This is a genomic window from Streptomyces sp. NBC_00704 (assembly GCF_036226605.1).
Lineage (GTDB): Bacteria > Actinomycetota > Actinomycetes > Streptomycetales > Streptomycetaceae > Streptomyces.
The window spans coordinates 7,177,105-7,193,568 of sequence record NZ_CP109000.1; the positions used below are offsets into that span (position 1 = coordinate 7,177,105).

General features: G+C 74.2%; 20 protein-coding genes. 8 read left to right on the plus strand and 12 right to left on the minus strand.

The genetic code is table 11. The features are described 5' to 3' along the window. The first annotated feature begins 106 nt into the window (after positions 1-106). Together OG802_RS31165 and OG802_RS36045 are read left to right on the plus strand one after the other, a co-directional pair. Positions 107-370 (plus strand): hypothetical protein, encoded by a 264-nt coding sequence (locus OG802_RS31165; protein ID WP_329415916.1) that lies wholly within the window; start codon positions 107-109, stop codon positions 368-370. A gap of 16 nt (positions 371-386) precedes the next feature. Next, positions 387-710, plus strand: a complete 324-nt coding sequence (locus tag OG802_RS36045; protein WP_443055405.1) for a hypothetical protein — start codon at positions 387-389, stop codon at positions 708-710. A 120-nt stretch (positions 711-830) separates the two neighbouring features. Here the strand turns inward: OG802_RS36045 and OG802_RS31175 are convergent, their stop codons facing one another. The 4 genes from OG802_RS31175 to OG802_RS31190 form a co-directional block, all read right to left on the minus strand. After that, positions 831-1,859, minus strand: coding sequence for an SDR family oxidoreductase (locus tag OG802_RS31175; protein ID WP_329415918.1), 1,029 nt, complete (start codon positions 1,857-1,859; stop codon positions 831-833). Positions 1,860-2,020: 161 nt separating this feature from the next. Beyond that, on the minus strand, positions 2,021-2,998 hold the full coding sequence (locus tag OG802_RS31180; protein ID WP_329415920.1) for an SDR family NAD(P)-dependent oxidoreductase: 978 nt from the start codon (positions 2,996-2,998) through the stop codon (positions 2,021-2,023). A 322-nt stretch (positions 2,999-3,320) separates the two neighbouring features. After that, the gene (locus OG802_RS31185; RefSeq protein WP_329415922.1) at positions 3,321-3,977 is read right to left on the minus strand and encodes an HAD family hydrolase; all 657 of its coding nucleotides are present in this window, start codon (positions 3,975-3,977) and stop codon (positions 3,321-3,323) included. Positions 3,978-4,041: 64 nt separating this feature from the next. Then, the gene (locus OG802_RS31190) at positions 4,042-5,082 is read right to left on the minus strand and encodes a PHP domain-containing protein (RefSeq protein ID WP_329415924.1); all 1,041 of its coding nucleotides are present in this window, start codon (positions 5,080-5,082) and stop codon (positions 4,042-4,044) included. A 135-nt stretch (positions 5,083-5,217) separates the two neighbouring features. Between OG802_RS31190 and OG802_RS31195 the strand changes: the two genes are divergently transcribed. Next, positions 5,218-5,454 carry a hypothetical protein gene (locus OG802_RS31195; protein ID WP_329415926.1) on the plus strand — a complete coding sequence of 79 codons (237 nt, stop codon included), beginning with the start codon at positions 5,218-5,220 and terminating at the stop codon, positions 5,452-5,454. 55 nt (positions 5,455-5,509) lie between these two features. Here the strand turns inward: OG802_RS31195 and OG802_RS31200 are convergent, their stop codons facing one another. Further along, the gene (locus OG802_RS31200; protein WP_329415928.1) at positions 5,510-6,157 is read right to left on the minus strand and encodes a VanZ family protein; all 648 of its coding nucleotides are present in this window, start codon (positions 6,155-6,157) and stop codon (positions 5,510-5,512) included. A gap of 116 nt (positions 6,158-6,273) precedes the next feature. Continuing rightward, positions 6,274-6,963, minus strand: coding sequence for a DUF4230 domain-containing protein (locus OG802_RS31205; RefSeq protein ID WP_329415929.1), 690 nt, complete (start codon positions 6,961-6,963; stop codon positions 6,274-6,276). Between the two features lie 273 nt (positions 6,964-7,236). On the opposite strand from OG802_RS31205, the gene OG802_RS31210 reads away from it, so the two are divergent. Beyond that, positions 7,237-8,190, plus strand: a complete 954-nt coding sequence (locus tag OG802_RS31210) for a ribose-phosphate diphosphokinase (protein WP_329415931.1) — start codon at positions 7,237-7,239, stop codon at positions 8,188-8,190. A 135-nt stretch (positions 8,191-8,325) separates the two neighbouring features. On the opposite strand, the gene OG802_RS31215 is transcribed toward OG802_RS31210, so the two are convergent. After that, a complete protein-coding gene (locus tag OG802_RS31215; protein WP_329415933.1) occupies positions 8,326-8,706 on the minus strand; it encodes an anti-sigma factor antagonist in 381 nt (126 codons plus the stop codon). Between the two features lie 190 nt (positions 8,707-8,896). Next, positions 8,897-9,364, minus strand: coding sequence for a MarR family winged helix-turn-helix transcriptional regulator (locus OG802_RS31220; protein WP_443055406.1), 468 nt, complete (start codon positions 9,362-9,364; stop codon positions 8,897-8,899). Positions 9,365-9,468: 104 nt separating this feature from the next. Between OG802_RS31220 and OG802_RS31225 the strand changes: the two genes are divergently transcribed. Both OG802_RS31225 and OG802_RS31230 read left to right on the plus strand, forming a co-directional pair. Then, the gene (locus OG802_RS31225; protein ID WP_329415935.1) at positions 9,469-10,923 is read left to right on the plus strand and encodes an aldehyde dehydrogenase family protein; all 1,455 of its coding nucleotides are present in this window, start codon (positions 9,469-9,471) and stop codon (positions 10,921-10,923) included. Positions 10,924-10,967: 44 nt separating this feature from the next. Next, positions 10,968-12,074 (plus strand): NAD(P)-dependent alcohol dehydrogenase, encoded by a 1,107-nt coding sequence (locus OG802_RS31230; protein ID WP_329415937.1) that lies wholly within the window; start codon positions 10,968-10,970, stop codon positions 12,072-12,074. A 234-nt stretch (positions 12,075-12,308) separates the two neighbouring features. Here the strand turns inward: OG802_RS31230 and OG802_RS31235 are convergent, their stop codons facing one another. Further along, positions 12,309-13,277 (minus strand): NADP-dependent oxidoreductase, encoded by a 969-nt coding sequence (locus tag OG802_RS31235; RefSeq protein WP_329415938.1) that lies wholly within the window; start codon positions 13,275-13,277, stop codon positions 12,309-12,311. Positions 13,278-13,347: 70 nt separating this feature from the next. Between OG802_RS31235 and OG802_RS31240 the strand changes: the two genes are divergently transcribed. Further along, the gene (locus OG802_RS31240; RefSeq protein WP_329415940.1) at positions 13,348-14,301 is read left to right on the plus strand and encodes a GlxA family transcriptional regulator; all 954 of its coding nucleotides are present in this window, start codon (positions 13,348-13,350) and stop codon (positions 14,299-14,301) included. Between the two features lie 64 nt (positions 14,302-14,365). Here OG802_RS31240 and OG802_RS31245 read toward each other — a convergent pair whose 3' ends face one another. Then, the gene (locus OG802_RS31245; protein ID WP_329415942.1) at positions 14,366-14,929 is read right to left on the minus strand and encodes a TetR/AcrR family transcriptional regulator; all 564 of its coding nucleotides are present in this window, start codon (positions 14,927-14,929) and stop codon (positions 14,366-14,368) included. Then, a complete protein-coding gene (locus OG802_RS31250) occupies positions 14,926-15,288 on the minus strand; it encodes a DUF1304 domain-containing protein (RefSeq protein ID WP_329415944.1) in 363 nt (120 codons plus the stop codon). The genes OG802_RS31245 and OG802_RS31250 overlap by 4 nt, the downstream gene beginning before the upstream one ends. 219 nt (positions 15,289-15,507) lie before the next feature. Between OG802_RS31250 and OG802_RS31255 the strand changes: the two genes are divergently transcribed. Further along, entirely contained in the window at positions 15,508-15,900 is a 393-nt protein-coding gene (locus OG802_RS31255; RefSeq protein ID WP_329415946.1) for a VOC family protein, read from the plus strand. A 245-nt stretch (positions 15,901-16,145) separates the two neighbouring features. On the opposite strand, the gene OG802_RS31260 is transcribed toward OG802_RS31255, so the two are convergent. After that, positions 16,146-16,442, minus strand: a complete 297-nt coding sequence (locus OG802_RS31260; RefSeq protein ID WP_329415947.1) for a DUF4235 domain-containing protein — start codon at positions 16,440-16,442, stop codon at positions 16,146-16,148. Positions 16,443-16,464: the final 22 nt, after the last annotated feature.

Genomic DNA, 16,464 nt, shown 5'->3' on the forward strand with positions numbered 1-16,464 from the left:
CGGCGTTTCGGCGCGCGTGCGGGAGGTACTCGCGAGTCGCCCGGACGAACGTCGTCCGGTGACGTCGCCCGCGTCCGGCGCGGTGCGACCGCGAGAGGAGGACGTCGTGGCGGAACAGCGACTCCAGGGCCCCGGCGGGAACGGCGCCCCGGTACCGCGCGACCTGCCGGACCAGCAGGCCGACGGGGGCGACGACCGGTGGGACGTCGCCGAGCCCGAGCAGCCCGAGCAGTCCGAGGAGTCCGGGAAGGACCAGGGGGCCGCCCAGGACGTCCCCGACACCGACGAGGCCGGGACGGGCCCGCGGGGCGCCCCCCACGCGGGCGACGGCCGGTCGGACAGCCCCGAGCCCGAAGAGCCCACCGCCTGACCCCCGAGCAGCCATCATGGGCATGGCCGACCGGGCCCGCTCCTGGCCCGTCCTGCGTCAGCTCACCACCCGGCCGGACCACCACCGCGACCGCCCTGAAGGCGTCCTCGCTGACCGCCGTCTCCCTCTCGGCCGCCGCCCTGGTCCACGACCTGGGCCGGCCAGCCCGCTTCGCGAACATGCTCCGCGTGTTCAAGCCGACCTCCTGGCCCTCCTCGCCGGCTTCGCCTGCACCCGCTTCGGCGTCTTCGCGGCGGGCGTCGCCTCGGCCGAGGACCCGACGTACACGGTGGAACCGCAACGCCGGCGCAGGAACGCGCGGGCGGCCCAGGACGCCTGACGCCCGCGGCCGCACACGGGCGGCCCCGGCGGGAGCCCCGAGCCCGGGAGCCCCGAGCCCGAGGGTGCGGGCCGGACACGGCTGCCATCGCGGTGCGCCGGCCCGCCGCCGTGCTCGCGGTCAGCTCGCCTTGCGGCCGTGGAGGGGGGCCGTGGGCGCGCCCGCTCCCTCGCGCAGCCCGAGGAGGAACTCCTCCAGCACCTCGGGGGCCGTGTGCTCGGGGCGCCAGCCGAGTTCCACGCGGGCCCGGGTGCAGTCCATCAGGGGCAGCCGCAGGACGGCGTCGAAGAGGTGGGGCGAGGCGGGCACGAGGCGCAGGTTCCAGGCCGCGGCGAGCGCCGTGCGCGCCGCCGTGCGGGGCAGCCGCACCGGCCGGGCGCCGAACATCTCACCGAGCAGCCGCACGTCCACGGCCGGCTCCGCGGCCAGGTTGAACGCTCCGCGCACCTCGGTGCGCAGGGCCAGGCGGAAGGCCTCGGCGGCGTCGTCGGTGTGCAGCGCCTGCATGCGCAGACCGGCGACGTCCGGCAGGAAGGGCAGCAGTTCGGGCCGGGCGAGCGGGCCGGGCAGGAACCTGCCGCCGAAGATGCGCCGCTGTTCGCTCGCCGACTCCCGCTTGAACAGGAACGCCGGCCGCATCCGCACCACGCGCGTCTGCGGCCGGTCGCGCTCGAAGGCGTCCAGCACGCGTTCCAGATAGGCCTTCTCCCGGCAGTACGCGGCGTCCGGCCAGCCGTGCGTGGGCCAGGACTCGTCCACCGGCCGGTCCTTCGGGCCCGGCGAGTAGGCGCCCACCGACGACGCGTGGACCAGGACGGGCACCCGTGCGGCGGCCACCGCGTCGAAGACGCGCAGGCTGCCGAGGACGTTCGTGCGCCAGGTCGTCGCCGGGTCGTGCGTGGGCTGGAACGCCCACGCCAGATGCACCACGGCGTCGGCGCCCCGGAACACCGCCGCGAGATCCTGCCGCTGCGAGGCCAGGTCGACGGCCGTCCACTCGGATCCGGACGGCGGCCGGTCCGGGATCCGCCGCGCCAGCCCGTGGACGGAGGCGACGTCCGGATCCTCCGCCAGACGCCGCACCACACTCGTGCCGACGTTGCCGGTGGCGCCCGTGACCACGATCCTGCTGCCCGTTGCGCTGCTCACCATCGGCTCCTCTCGGGGTCCTGGGGGAGCCGACCGAGTACCCGGCCCGCACCGGCGCACGCGGCCGCCGTCCCCGGCGCACGACCCCCGGGGCGATCGACGCCCGCCGGGCGCGCCGCGAGCACGGGCGACGTGAGCGCGCGGCGGGGGAGCGGGGCGGGCTATGCCCGGGAGGGCTGGGCGGGGAAGGCGTTCACGCCCGTCAGTTCGGCGGACAGCTCCCACAGCCGCGCGGCCTGCCCGGGGTCCGTCGCCCAGTCCCTGACGCCCGAGCGGACGTCTCCGTCGACGGCGGGCTCGGCGACGTCGCAGTCCTCCAGGTAGAGGCCGCCCATGCCCGCGAGCTGCGGCGAGGTCGCCGCCCAGACCTGGGTGGCCGCGCCCTGCTCGGGGCTCTTGAATCCGGGCTGGCTGATCACGTTGCCGTCCTCGTCGATCCAGCCGCGCTCCACCATCTCCTCCTTGGGCAGGTGGCGCTGGAGCGGCGTGATGATCCCGCCGGGGTGCAGCGAGAAGGCCCGCACGCCGCGGTCCCGGCCGAGCCGGTCGAGGTGGAGGGCGAAGAGCGCGTTGGCGGTCTTGGCCTGGCCGTACGCCTCCCACTTGTCGTAGCCGCGCTGCCAGTGGACGTCGTCCCAGCGCATGCCGGAGAAGTGGTGGCCGCGTGAGGACACCGAGACCACGCGCGCCCCGCCGGGCTCGATCGCCGGCCACAGCCGGTTGACGAGGGCGTAGTGGCCGAGGTGGTTGGTGGCGAACTGGGCCTCCCAGCCGGGGCCGACGCGGGTCTCGGGGCAGGCCATGACGCCGGCGTTGCCGATGAACAGGTCGACGGTGCGGCCGGAGGCGAGGAAGCGGTCGGCGAAGCCGCGCACGCTGTCCAGGTCGGCGAGGTCCAGCTCGTCCACCTCGACGCGGTCGAGTCCCGCGGCGGCCTCGCGCGCGGCGTCCGGGCGGCGGGCGGGGACGACGACGTGCGCGCCGGCCCTGGTCAGCGAGCGGGTGGTCTCCAGCCCGAGCCCGGAGTAGCCGCCGGTGACGATCGCGAGCTGTCCGCCGAGGTCGATGCCGGCGAGGACGTCGTCGGCGGTGCTGTGGGCGTCGAATCCGGAACCGATCTTGTGCTGTGCAGTGCTCATGTCGACGACGCTACGAATTGGAGTGCGCTCGAGGTCAAGTGCGCGCCGCGACCGGCCGGTCCGGCCGCGAGCGGCGGGCGCGGCCGGACAGAGGGAAGCCCCGACCGGACGGGGGAATCACGGTCGGGGCGGTCTGTGCGTGGGTGCGGACGGCGGTCGCCTCTCGGCGAGACGCTCCACAGGGCTTCAGCCGGACGATCGTCCCTGTGGGCAGAAGGTGAGGCCCGGGGACACTGTCCCGTCCACACCCACGGTTGGTTCAACGGGTAACTACCTTTGCGTGTTCCCCCGTTCGCCGCGTCATGGGGTGACCTCCGTCACCTCACGCCAGCGGGCTCGACGACAGGGAGGCCAGGAGGTCGGCCGGGTCGTCGTAGACCGCCTCCGCGCCCGCCTCCACCAGGTCGGTCCGCGGGATGCCCCCGCTGAGCAGCCCCACGCAGCGCACCCCGGCCCGGCGGCCGGCCCGCATGTCCCACACGGTGTCGCCGACGAACACGGCCCGCTCGGCAGGGGCGCCGACCAGCTCCAGCGCGTGCCGCACCGGTTCCGGCGCGGGCTTGCCCTCCTCCACGTCGTCCGCGCCGGCCGTCGCGGCGATGACGTCGTCGGCGTCGATGGCGGCGCGCAGGGCCGACAGCTCGGGCCCGCTCGCGGAGGTGGCGAGCACGACCGTCCAGCCGTCCTCGTGCAGCCGGCGCAGCAGCGACCCGGCGTCCCGCAGGGCGGGCAGCCGGTCGAAGTACTGCGCGTAGAGGACCGTGTGGGCGTCGCTGAGCGCGGCGTCCTCGTCCTTGTCCCGGTCGTCGCCGAGCAGGTGCGCGACCAGGTCGTCGGACCCGAGCCCGACGGCCCGGTGCACGGCGTGCATCGGCACCCGGTGGCCCGCCTGCCGGAAGGCCTCCCACCAGGTGACGACATGCAGGTGGTTGGTGTCGACGAGGGTGCCGTCGACGTCGAACACGGCGGCGCGTGTCATCTGAGTCCTCTCTCCGTTCCCGGGTACGCGCGCGTACCTCTGAGCGATTCCGCCGGGTACCACCTCACGGGCCGGTCACGCCCGCCGGCGTCCGGCCCTCCCGCGTCCAGGCCAGCAGGTCGTCCGCCGGCCAGGCGTTCACGATCCGCTCCTCGGGCACCTCGCACTCCTCGGCCCGCGCACAGCCCAGGATCTGCCAGTCCAGCTGGCCGGGCGCGTGGGCGTCCGTGTCGATGGAGAAGAGCGTGCCCGCCTCGACGGCCCGGCGCAGCAGCCGGCGCGGCGGGTCGAGCCGCTCGGGCCGGCTGTTGATCTCCACGGCGGTGCCCGACGCGGCGCACGCCGCGAACACCTCGTCCGCGTCGAACTCCGACTCGGGCCGTCCGCGTCCGGTCACCAGCCGGCCGGTGCAGTGGCCGAGGACGTCGGCGTGCGGGTCGCGCACGGCGTTCACCATGCGCCGCGTCATCGCCCGCGACTCCATCCGCAGCTTGGAGTGCACGGACACCACGACCACGTCGAGCCGTTCCAGCAGCTCGGGCTCCTGGTCCAGCGACCCGTCGTCGAGGATGTCGCACTCGATGCCGGTCAGCAGCCGGAAGGGCGCCCAGCCGGCGTTCAGCTCCTCGACCACGTCCAGCTGGCGGCGCAGCCGCTCGGGGGACAGCCCGCTCGCCACCGTCAGGCGCGGCGAGTGATCGGTGAGCACGGCCCACTCGTGGCCGAGCGCCGCGGCCGCGCGCCCCATCTCCTCGATGGGACTCCCGCCGTCGGACCAGTCGGAGTGCAGATGGCAGTCGCCGCGCAGCAGGGCCCGCAGCCGCGAGCCCGCGCCGTCGGTCAGCGGACCGCCCGCCTCCTCCCGCAGTTTCTCCAGGTAGGACGGTGTCCGGCCGGCCAGCGCCTCGCGTGCCGCCTGCGCCGTCTTGGGGCCCACGCCCTTCAGCGACTCCAGCGTCCCGGCCGCCGCCCGCTGCTCGACCTCCGCCGGGGGCAGCTCGGCGAGCACCCGCGCCGCGGTCCGGAAGGCCCGTACGCGGTAGGTCGGGGCCAGGGACCGTTCCAGCAGGAAGGCGATCCGGTCCAGCGCCTCGACGGGATCCATCGCCACCTCCTGGCTCCAGAGTTCCCCACCCGGCTCCCGGCCGCACGACGAGCGGCGCCGACCGCGCTCCGGGGAATCGGAATGGGTGAAATTACAGTGATTCATCCCGAGCGGTTCCGCTCTACCCTCTATGTCATGACCGAAATCGCAGGCTTCCGCATCTCCCGGCCGCGGATCATGGTGCTCGGGGTGCAGCCGGGCCCCGCGCCGTTCCGCATCGTGGAGATCGACGGAGAGGTGGTCGGCGAGGCGAGGGACGTGACCGACGTCCTCGAGATCGCCGCCGCCTACGGCATCACGGTCCACGACCTGGACGACCCGGACGACGTCCGCTGGGTGGGCGGCGACCGGTACACCTGGCAACCGCACTGAGCGGCCGGCCCGGCGCCGCCCCGAGCGCCCTCGCCGCCGTCCTCCCGGGCCGCGCTCAGGCGCGCTGCCTGCGCGCGTGCACCGCGCGGCTCACCCGGCGCCCCAGGAGCAGGTAGCCGATCAGCGCGCCCGTGGTGTTGAGGATGACGTCGTCGATGTCGAAGGCGCGGCCGGTCACCAGCGCGCCCTGGGCGAACTCGACGAGCAGCATGACGGCGGCGGTCAGCAGCAGCACGCGCACCAGCCCGCGCGCCCGGGGCGCGACGACCGGCACCAGCACCCCGAAAGGCACGCCGAGCAGCACGTTCCCGCCGATCTGCTTCACCGCGTCGCGCAGCGCCGGCTGGTCCAGATAGGCCCGCAGCGAGTCGCCGGGACGCAGGTTGGAGTGCACCAGCGCCGTCGACGCGGGCGAGGGCTCCAGGGTGATCCGGGCGAGGACGACGGCGAACGCCACCATGAAGGCGAAGGCCACCAGCATCGCGAGCAGCCGGAGCGGGAACGGCAGGGGCCGGTGCCCGGTGCGCGCGGGCTCCCGTTCCCCGGCCTTCTCGGCCCGCGCGGCCTTCCGCGCCCGCCAGGCCCCGCGGCCCGTGGGCGCCCGCCCGGCCGTGTCGGCCCTGCCGGGCCCGGACCCGCCCGCGGCGGGCTTGGCGGTGCGCAGACGGAACGCGGCGAGCGGACGTAGCGCTGCACGGGCCATGCGGTCCTCCAGTCTTCAACTTGCGAAAGTCGTAGGGCGATTACCCCCGAACGGTCCGGGGATGCGGACGGACGGGCCCCGGCCGCGCCCGCCGGCGCCCCGCCGCGGTCCGGGCGTCAGGAGCCGTAGGACACCTTCACCTCCTTGAAGCCGAGGGAGCGCAGCAGCCCCTGGAGCATGCCGGTGGTGTTCGACTCGGCGCGCGCGGTCAGCTCGCTGTCCTTCGCCGCGTCCCCGATGTGCCTGACCGCCAGTTTCTGCACGGCCTGCTCGCCGCCCGGGTTGTCGGAGAAGAGGTCTCCGAGGCGGTCGAGCAGACCGCGCTGCTTGGACACGGCGTAGGAGCGGTCGGGGTCGAGGGCCGGCTTGCCTAGCCGGGCGTGCGGCAGCCGGAGGGTGGCGGAGGTGCGGTCGCCGTCGACCGTCACGTCCTTGTCGCCGACCTTCCCGAGGTCGACGTAGGCGTCGACGGTGCCCGCCCCGACGTACAGGGTGCGGGTGCCGCGGATCGCGTCGGGCAGGTACTTGGCGTCCTTCTCCAGGTCCACGACGACCTGGAAGTTGCCGGACGCGGCGTTGTAGCGGCTCATGTCCTGGATGGACTGGAGCAGGGTGGGGCCCGAGCGGTCGTGGGTCTCGGTGCCGAAGAAGTCGCGCAGCCCCGGCAGCAGGCTCAGCCGGATCCCCGCGAACATCACGACGAGCACGACCACGACGGCGGTGAGCGCCTTGGCCCAGCCGGGCATACGGCCGCGCGGACGCCGGGTGGGCTCGGTCTCCCTGGTGGGCTCGATCGAAGTCGTCATGCGGACGGTCCTCTCTTCCTCCTGACCGGATTCCCGCCAATGCCCGTGTCAGGCCGCCTTGTTGAGGCGCTGTGACACGGCGGCGCGGCGCGCGTCACCCGGCGGCGCCCGCCGGTCGGCCGCGGAGGGCCGGGCGGCCGGGCGGGGAGGACGTGGGCCGGGGCGGGAGGGCGCGGGGAGCCTCCCGGAGTTCCCGCGGGTGGGCAAATCGGACGCGGTCCGTAGCATGAGAGGTCCCGCCCCCGGCCGGACGTGATCAGCGAGGAGCCGACCGTGCGAGACATCTCCGTGTTCAGCGGCAGCGCCCACCCCGAACTGGCGGCCGAGGTCTGCGCCCACCTGGGCGTGCCCCTGAGCCCCACCCGCCTCAGCAGGTTCGCCAACGACTGCCTGGAGGTCCAGCTCCAGGCCAACTGCCGGGAACGGGACGTCTTCCTCGTGCAGCCCCTGGTCCGGCCCGTTCAGGAGCACCTCGTGGAGCTGCTGCTGATGTGCGACGCGGCCCGCGGGGCGTCGGCCGGCCGGATCACCGTCGTCATGCCGCACTATTCCTACGCGCGCTCCGACAAGAAGGACGCCCCCCGCATCTCGCTGGGCGGACGGCTGGTCGCCGACCTGATGGCGGCGGCGGGCGTCCATCGCGTCCTCACCATGACGCTGCACTCGCCGCAGGTGCACGGCTTCTTCTCGATGCCGGTGGACCATCTGCACGCCCACCGGGAGCTGGCCGCGCACTTCCGCCGCTACGACCTCTCCCGCACCACCGTCGTCTCACCCGACCTGGGCAACGCCAAGGAGGCCGCCGCCTTCGCCCGGATGATCGGCGCCCAGGTGGCGGCGGGCGCCAAACAGCGCTACGCCGACGACCGGGTCAGCATCAGCGCCGTGATCGGCGAGATCGCCGGGCGGGACGTCATCGTCCTGGACGACGAGATCGCCAAGGGCAGCACGGTCCTGGAGCTGCTGGACCGGCTGAGGGAGTCCGAGCCCCGCTCGATACGGGTGGCGTGCACGCACGGGCTGTTCGCCGGCGGTGCGCTCAAGCGGCTCAGCGAGCAGCCGGACGTGCTGGAGATCGTGTGCACCAACACCGTGCCGGTCCCCGTCGAGGAGCACACGGACAAGCTGCGGATCCTGTCCATCGCCCCCGCTCTGGCGGAGGCGGTGCGCCGCATCCACAACGGCGAGTCCGTCAGCGCCCTGTTCGACGCGGCGCGCGGTCAGTAGGGGAGTGGGGCGACGGGAGCGGCAGGAGCGGAGGGGGAGGGGGAGGGAGGGGAGGGCAGCGGGAGGAGAGGCAGGCGGAGGCGCGCGAGGGCCGGGTGGAGAGCCGGGCCCGGCGGGCGGAGCTTCGGAGCGCCGTCATAACGTGCCCGAGGCGGCGCCCGGCCGCTCCAGGGCCGCGTCGAGCGTCGTCGCGGGCGGCAGCAGCCGGGACAGCCCGGTGGCCCGCAGGATCCGCAGCGTGAGCGGGTGCGCGCAGACGAGGTGCAGACGGCCGTCGTGGTCGAGGACCCGGCCGCGCGCCCGGTACAGCAGGCGCAGCCCGGAGCAGTCGAAGAACTCGATCCGGGTGAGGTCGAGGACGATCCGCGGCGCGGGGCCGGCGGTGGCCTCGTCGAGCAGCGGGCCGATCTCCGTCGCCGCGACGAGGTCGATCTCGCCGCGGAACTCCAGCACCGTGTATCCCCGGTCCCTGCGGATGCGCAGATGCGGGGACTCCGCCGCGGGTTCCAGCTGCACGACGACATCGCCTCCAACCCGCTCCACCGGTCGGGAGCCTCCAACGGCCGGGGAGCGCACAGCAGTTCCCCGCCTCAGCAAGTTACCCCCGATGGAGTGAATTCCAGCATGTTCGATTGACATATGTCTTCGAAATGCAACCCACTCTTGCCGAGTTTTTTCGCGTCGTGAGCGAAGGGGGGACAAAGCGTTACGACAGGGCGTGCCACGCCTTGGAGAGAGCCGCGCGCAACTGCTCCGCCTGGCGGCCCGTGAGATCCCGGACCATCCGCTCCTCCAGCTCCCGCACCGGGCCGGCGTGCCGCTCCAGCAGGGCGCGCCCCTCCTCGGTGAGCAGGATCAGCAGTTCGCGTCGGTTGCCCGGATTGCGCTCGCGGCGGACCAGGCCGCGCCCCTCCAGGGAGCGCACCAGATCGGCGATGGACTGGGCGGTGACGAAGGAGTCCCGGGCGAGCTGGGCGGCGGACAGCCCGTCGTGCCGTTCCAGCACGGTGAGCGCCGTGTACTGCAACGCCGTGATCCCGGACGGCCTGACCAGTTCGTCCAGGTGGGACCGGACGACCAGCTCCACCTGCTTGACCATGTAGAGCAGGGACGGGGGTGTCCTGTGCGGCGCGGAAGGGGGCGCCGCCGCCTGTGGTGTCCGGGGTCCGACCATGGACCGAAGCGTAGACCATTGACAGGAAACCTGTCCGTAATGAGACTGCGGACCAACAGGAAACCTGTTATTTGAAATCTTGGCGACGATGCTGAGGAGCGTCCATGACCGCCTTCGAGATCGATCCCGGCCGGCTGTTCGTCGGGGGCCAGTGGCGAGAGGCCGCGGACGGGGCGCGCACCGACGTGGTCGACCCGTCCCGGGGCACGGTCCTCACCACCGTCGCGCAGGCGGGCGCCGCGGACGTGGACGCCGCCGTACAGGCCGCCCGCGAGGCCTTCGACGCCGGGCACTGGTCCGGACTCAGCGGCCGTGAGCGCGGCCGCGTACTGCTGCGCGTGGCCCGGCTGATCCGCGAGGAGGCCGACGACATCGCCCGGCTGGAGAGCCTCGACGTCGGCAAGCCCATCACCCTGGCGCACGCCGTCGACGTCACCAACGCGGCCGACGACTACGAGTACTTCGCCGGCCTCGCCTTCGCCCTGGACGGCGCACACCGTGACACCCCCATGAACGCCCTCGCCTACACCCGGCGGGAGCCGATCGGCGTCGTCGCGGCGATCACCCCCTTCAACTTCCCGCTGATCCTGGCCGGATCCAAGATCGCCCCGGCCCTCGCCGCCGGCAACACGGTCGTCCACAAGCCCGCCGACGAGACCCCGCTCAGCGCCCTGTACATGGCGGGACTGCTCCAGCGGGCCGGCGTCCCCGACGGCGTGGTCAACGTCGTCACCGGCACGGGCCCGGTGGCCGGCGAGGCCCTGCTGCGCCACCCCGGCGTCGACAAGATCGCCTTCACCGGCTCCACGGCCGTCGGCCGGCACGCGGCGAGCGTCGCGGGCGCGAACCTCAAGCCGGTCACCATGGAACTCGGCGGAAACGCGGCCCACCTCGTGTTCGAGGACGCCGACCTGGAGAAAGCCGTGGGCGCGGTCATCAAGGGCTTCGTCTTCAACACCGGGCAGTTCTGCATGGGCGGCCCGCGGCTGCTGGTCGCCCACCCCGTCTACAGCACCCTGCTGAACATCCTCGCCGAGGCCGTCCCCGGCGTGCCGGTCGGCGATCCCCGGCTGCCGGAGACCGTCGTCGGCCCGATGGCGGGGGAGCGCCACCTGCGCAAGGTGGAGGAGTACGTCGACCTCGCCCGCGAGGAGGGCGCCCGCATCGTCTGCGGCGGCGAAAGGCTCGAACTCGACGGCGGCTACTACTACAAGCCCACCGTGATCGCCGACGTCGCCCCCGACTCCCGCGTCGTGCAGGAGGAGATCTTCGGCCCCGTCCTCACCGTCCAGCCCTTCGACGACGAGGACGAGGCGATCACGCTCGCCAACTCCACGCCCTACGGGCTCGCTTCGGGCGTCCAGACCGGCAACCTGGCCCGCGCCCACCGCGTCGCCGCACGCCTCCAGGCGGGCATCGTCTGGGTCAACGACTGGGCGATGCTCGACCCCGCCGTCCCGTTCGGCGGCGTCAAGGACTCCGGCTTCGGCCGCGAGTACGGACCCGAGGCGCTCGCCGCGTACACCAGGGTCAAGTCCGTCGTCGTCTCGCTCGACTGACCGCCGCCGCCCGAACCCCCGCCCCCGACAAGGGAGTCGCACCGATGCCCCTCACCACCCGCGCCGCCGTCGTCGAGTCCGCCGGAGCGCCCTTCACCCTGTCCGACGTCGTCCTCGACGACCCCGCGCCGCACGAGGCGGTCGTCCGGCTGGTCGCGGCCGGCCTGTGTCACACCGACCTCGGCGTGGCGGGCGGCGGGCTGCCCTTCCCGCTGCCCGGGGTCCTCGGCCACGAGGGCGCGGGCGTGGTGGAGGCGGTCGGCTCCGCGGTCACCGGCGTCGTCCCCGGCGACCACGTCGTGCTGTCCTTCACCTCCTGCGGCCGGTGCCGCGACTGCCGGGGCGGCCACCCCGCCTACTGTGCCGCGTGGCTGCCGCTGAACCTGCTCGGCGGCCGCCGCGCCGACGGTACCGGCACCGTCAGCCGGGACGGCCAGGTCCTCGGCGGCCACTTCTTCGGCCAGTCCTCCTTCGCCGAGCGGGCGCTGGTCGACGAGCGCAGCCTGGTCAGGGTCGACCCCGACGTCCCGCTGGCGTCGATCGCGCCGCTGGGCTGCGGGGTGCAGACCGGCGTCGGCGCCGTCTGGAACGTGCTGAAGCCGGCGGCCGGCGACACCGTCGTCGTCCTCGGCGCGGGAGCCGTCGGCCTGTCGGCCGTCATGGCGGCCGCCCTGTCTCCGGCGACCACGATCGTCGCCGTCGACCGGATCGCCGAACGCCTCGAACTGGCCGAGGAGTTGGGCGCCACCCACACGGTGGACGCAGGCCGCGCCACGCTGGGCGACGCCGTCGCGGAGATCACCGGCGGGCAGGGCGCCGACGGCGTCGTGGAGACCACGGGGAACACGGCCGTGCTGCGCGGGGGCGTCGACGCGCTCGCCGCCCGCGGCACCCTCGTCGTCGTCGGCGCACCGCCCTTCGGCAGCGAGGTCGCCCTGGACGTCAACGGGCTGCTGGGCGGCAGGCGCGTCGTGGGACTCACCCTCGGCGACAGCGAGACGCAGACCTTCATTCCCGCCCTGGTCCAGATGGTCAAGGACGGGCGCCTCCCGCTGGACCGCCTGATCGGCCGCTACGCGTTCACGGACATCGACCGGGCGGTGCGGGACATGACCAGCGGCAAGACCGTCAAGCCGGTCCTCGTCTTCTGACGCCCGGCCGCCCGGCCGTGGAGCCGGTGGTCGCCTTCCGCCGGCCGGCCGCATGACAGCCGGTCCGGTGCCGGTCCGGTGCCGGGGTCTCCTGGCGGCCGGCCGGACGACCGCCGGGGCCCGGTTCCGTTCGCCTCCCGAGGACCGGTCGACGGCCGGGCGGCGAGCCCGTGTCCTGCCTCGGGAAGCCGTCCGGCCGCAGGGCACGGACACACTCCCGGCCCTGACGGGCGGTCAGTCGACCGTGAGGACCAGCTTGCCGGTGGTCCGGCCGGTGTCGCCGAGGCGGTGCGCCTCGGCGGCCTCGGCCAGCGGGAAGGTCCCCGAGACGGTGGCGCGCAGCCGGCCCGTCTCGACCAGCTCGGCGATCGCGCGCATTCCGGCCCGGTCGGCGTCCACGAGCATCCGCACCGCGCGCACCCCGAGCCGCTCGGCCTCCTCGTGGAACTCGTCCGACCCCACCGGCAGGATCGACACCACGATGCCGCCCGGCCGCAGCACGCCCAGCGACTTCACCGAGGTGTCGCCGCCCAGCGTGTCCAGGACGACGTCGACGTCCTTCACGGCCTCGGCGAAGTCGGTCTCCCGGTAGTCGATCGCCTCGTCGACGCCCAGCTCGCGCAGGAAGTCGTGCTTGCCCGCGCTGGCCGTCCCGATCACGTACGCGCCGCGCGCCTTGGCGATCTGCACGGCGACATGGCCGACGCCGCCGGCCGCGGCGTGGATCAGCACCCGCTGCCCCGGACCGAGTTCGGCGGTCTCCACCAGCGCCTGCCAGGCGGTCAGCGAGACCAGCGGCAGCGCGCCCGCCTGGACGTGGTCCACGCCCTCGGGCTTGTGCCACAGGGCGCGCGTCGGCGCGATGACGTACTCGGCGTGCGAGCCGTGGCCGAAGGGGTAGGGCAGCATGCCGAAGACGTCGTCGCCGGGCGCGAAGGCGGCGACGCCGACGCCGACCGCCTCCACGGTGCCGGAGACGTCCCAGCCCAGGACGAAGGGCGGCTCGCCCAGGAACCCGCCCGTGGCGCGGTGCTTCCAGTCGGTCGGGTTGACGCCGGCGGCGCGCACCCGGACCAGGACCTCGTTCGGGCGGGGCGCGGGCCGCTCCGCCTCTGTCTGCTTCAGCGCCTCGGGACCGCCGAGGACGTCCTGACCGATGACGCGCATGGTCGTGCCGGTGCGCGGGGTGTTCTCAGTGCTCATGCGGAACAGCCTGCCCGGTCCGGCCCCGCCGGGAAATGGCATGATTGCCAACATCCGATAAGATCGTGCCATGCCCTCCGCAGACCAGCACCGCGTCGTCGTCCTCGCCCTCGACGGCGTCTACCCGTTCGAGCTCGGCATCCCGGCCCGCATCTTCGGCGCGGCCGACGGCCACTACGAGGTGGTGACCTGCACCGTCGACGGCGGCCCGGTGCGGACCAACGCCGACTTCACGATCGGCGTCGAGCACGGCCGCGAGGCGCTGGCGACGGCCGACACCGTGGTGGTCGCCCCGGTCGCGGCCGACCGGGTGACGCACGACCTGCCGGACGCGGTCGCCGAGGCCCTCGCCCTGATCCGTCCCGAGGCGCGCATCGTCTCCATCTGCACCGCCGCGTTCGTCCTGGCCTCGGCCGGACTGCTCGACGGCCGCCGGGCCACCACCCACTGGCAGATGACGGACGACTTCCGCCGGATGCACCCGCAGGTCGAGCTGGACCCCGACGTGCTCTTCGTCGACGACGGCCGGGTGCTGACCTCCGCCGGGGCCGCCTCCGGCGTCGACGTCTGCCTGCACATCGTCCGCACGGACCACGGCAGCGAACTCGCCAACCGGGTGGCCCGCCGCTGCGTGGTGCCGCCCTTCCGGGACGGCGGCCAGGCGCAGTACATCGAGCAGCCCGTGCCGCAGGCCGGAGCGGCCGGCACGGCGGCCACCCGTTCCTGGGCCATGGAGCGGCTCGACGAGCCGCTCGCCCTCGCCGACCTCGCCGCCCACGCGCGGATGAGCCTGCGCACCTTCGCCCGCCGCTTCCACGACGAGGTCGGCATGAGTCCCGGCCGCTGGCTGATCCAGCAGCGCGTCGCGCACGCCCGGCACCTGCTGGAGGCCAGCGACCTGTCCGTGGACCAGATCGCCGCCCGCGTCGGCTTCGCCACCGGCGCGTCCCTGCGCCAGCACCTGCACACCGCCATCGGCGTCTCCCCGCAGGCCTACCGCCGGACCTTCCAGACGGCCCGCTGAGCGCCCGGCCGCGACGGTGGAAGGCCCGTCCGTACGTCGCCGCGGCGGCCGGGGTTGGTCCCTCTCAGCGGCTCGCGTGCAGGGCGACCAGCAACTGCCAGACCTGGTCCGCGATCTCGGCGGGCGTGCCGCCGAGGTCGCCGTGCAGCCAGTCGGCGAGCACGCCGGCGAAGGTCGCGGCGACGGCCGAGGCGACCAGGGGCGCGTCCGCCGCTCCCGCCCGCTGCCGTTCCCGCAGGCTGTAGGCCCGCAGATCCCGGTGGAGCACCCGGCCGAGCGGACCGCCGCCGCCCGGCGCCAGCAGGGTGCGGTACAGGGCGGCGTGGGGGGCCAGCGAGCCGAAGAACTCCGCCAGCGCGCCCGGCGCGCGGACCGGGTCCGGCCGTCCGCGCCAGGCGTGCAGCGCCTCCACGGGCTCGCGCACGACGTCCGCGCACGCGTCGACGGCGAGAGCCTCCAGATCGGGATAGTGGACGTAGAACGTGGCCCGTCCGACGCCCGCCCGGCGCACCAGCGCGGCGACCCCGACCTCCTCCAGGGGCCGTTCGGCGCATTCCTGGAGCAGCGCCGTCCGCAGCTTCGCGCGGGTGCGGGCCGCCCGCGGGTCCTCGGCCTCGCCGCGGATCACTGCGCGATCAGGACGGCGGCCAGGGCGATCGCGCCGGGCAGCGCCTGCGCGAACAGGATCCGCCGGTTCGCGGTGACCGCCCCGTACACCCCCGCGACGATCACGCAGCACAGGAAGAAGACCTGCGCCCGGAATCCGGTCGGATCGGCCGCGACCAGCCCCCACACCAGCCCCGCCGCGAGGAAGCCGTTGTAGAGCCCCTGGTTGGCGGCCATCGGCGCGGTCCGCTTCGCCAGCTCGGCGTCGAAGCCGTGGAAGGACATCCCCGGCGGCTTCTGCCACAGGAACATCTCCATCACCAGGATGTAGAGGTGCAGCGCTGCCACCAGTGCGACCAGCACGTTCGCCAGAATGTTCATGTTCTCCCTCGACCCCTGGTTCCTGGACAGGTGTCCACTATAGCGGGACACCTGTCCAGGAAGTCCAGGGTGGAACCCCTCGGATGTGCGGGATGTGCGCGCGATCCGCGCGGGCCCGTGACGGGGCGTCGCCGGTGGCTGACGCGAACGGGGGTATCCGCATGGTTCCGGGACGCAAGTCGCCCGTCCCGGCCCCGACCTCGCGGAGGAGACGACGACATGGCAATGGTGAAAGCGGGCGTCGTGGTGCTCGACTGTGCCGAGCCCGAGAAGCTCGCCGAGTTCTACAAGGGGCTGCTCGACGCCGAGGAGACCGACCGGAGCGCCAACCGGGTGGAGATCAGGGGCGCCGACGGCATCCGGCTCGCCTTCCGACGGGACGTGAACGCGACGCCGCCGAGCTGGCCCCGCCCCGAGAACTCCCTCCAGGCCCATCTGGACTTCCTCGTCGACGACCTCGACGAGGTGGAACGCCGGGTCGTCGGCCTCGGCGGGCGGCCGCTGGAGACCAAGGGCGCCCCCGGCCCGCACGAGGAGCGCGGCTACGCCGACCCGGCCGGCCACTCCTTCACCCTGCGCCTGGAACCCTCCACCGCGCCGAAGCAGGGCTGACCCGCTTCCGGCCGCGGTCACGCCGACGCGGCACCTCGGCGTGACCGCGGCCGGACCGACCCACACCGCGGCCGGACCGACCCACACCGCGGCAGGACCGGCGCACGGCCCGGCCGCGGAACGGGCGCGGAACGGGCGCCCGGTCCGGGGCGTCACCGGCAGCCGGCCCGGCGCCGCCCGGCGTGAAAACCGGGCGGCGCCGGGCCGGGCGAACGCGGACGCGGGCGGACGTGCGCCGTCCGGGCTCAGTCCCGGCCGGTCTTCTCCTTGGCGGGCCAGACGCCGGTGGACCGTTCGATCGCCTTGGCGCCGGTGCGGTCCGCGGCGCTGCGCGCCGCCGCGAAGATCGCGCCCTGGACCGCCGCCGCCAGCAGCACCTCGCCCCAGCCGCGGTCCCGGTCCAGGGCGTCGGGGGCGTCGTCCTCGTGCCGGATCGCCTTCCACGCCTTGCGGAACGCGAGGCCCGCCAGGGCGCCGCTCGCCCAGCCCAGCGCGAAGCCCACGGGCTGGTAGACGAGAGGCAGTTTCCTCTTCTTGGACACGTCGGTCTCTCCTTGTGTGAGG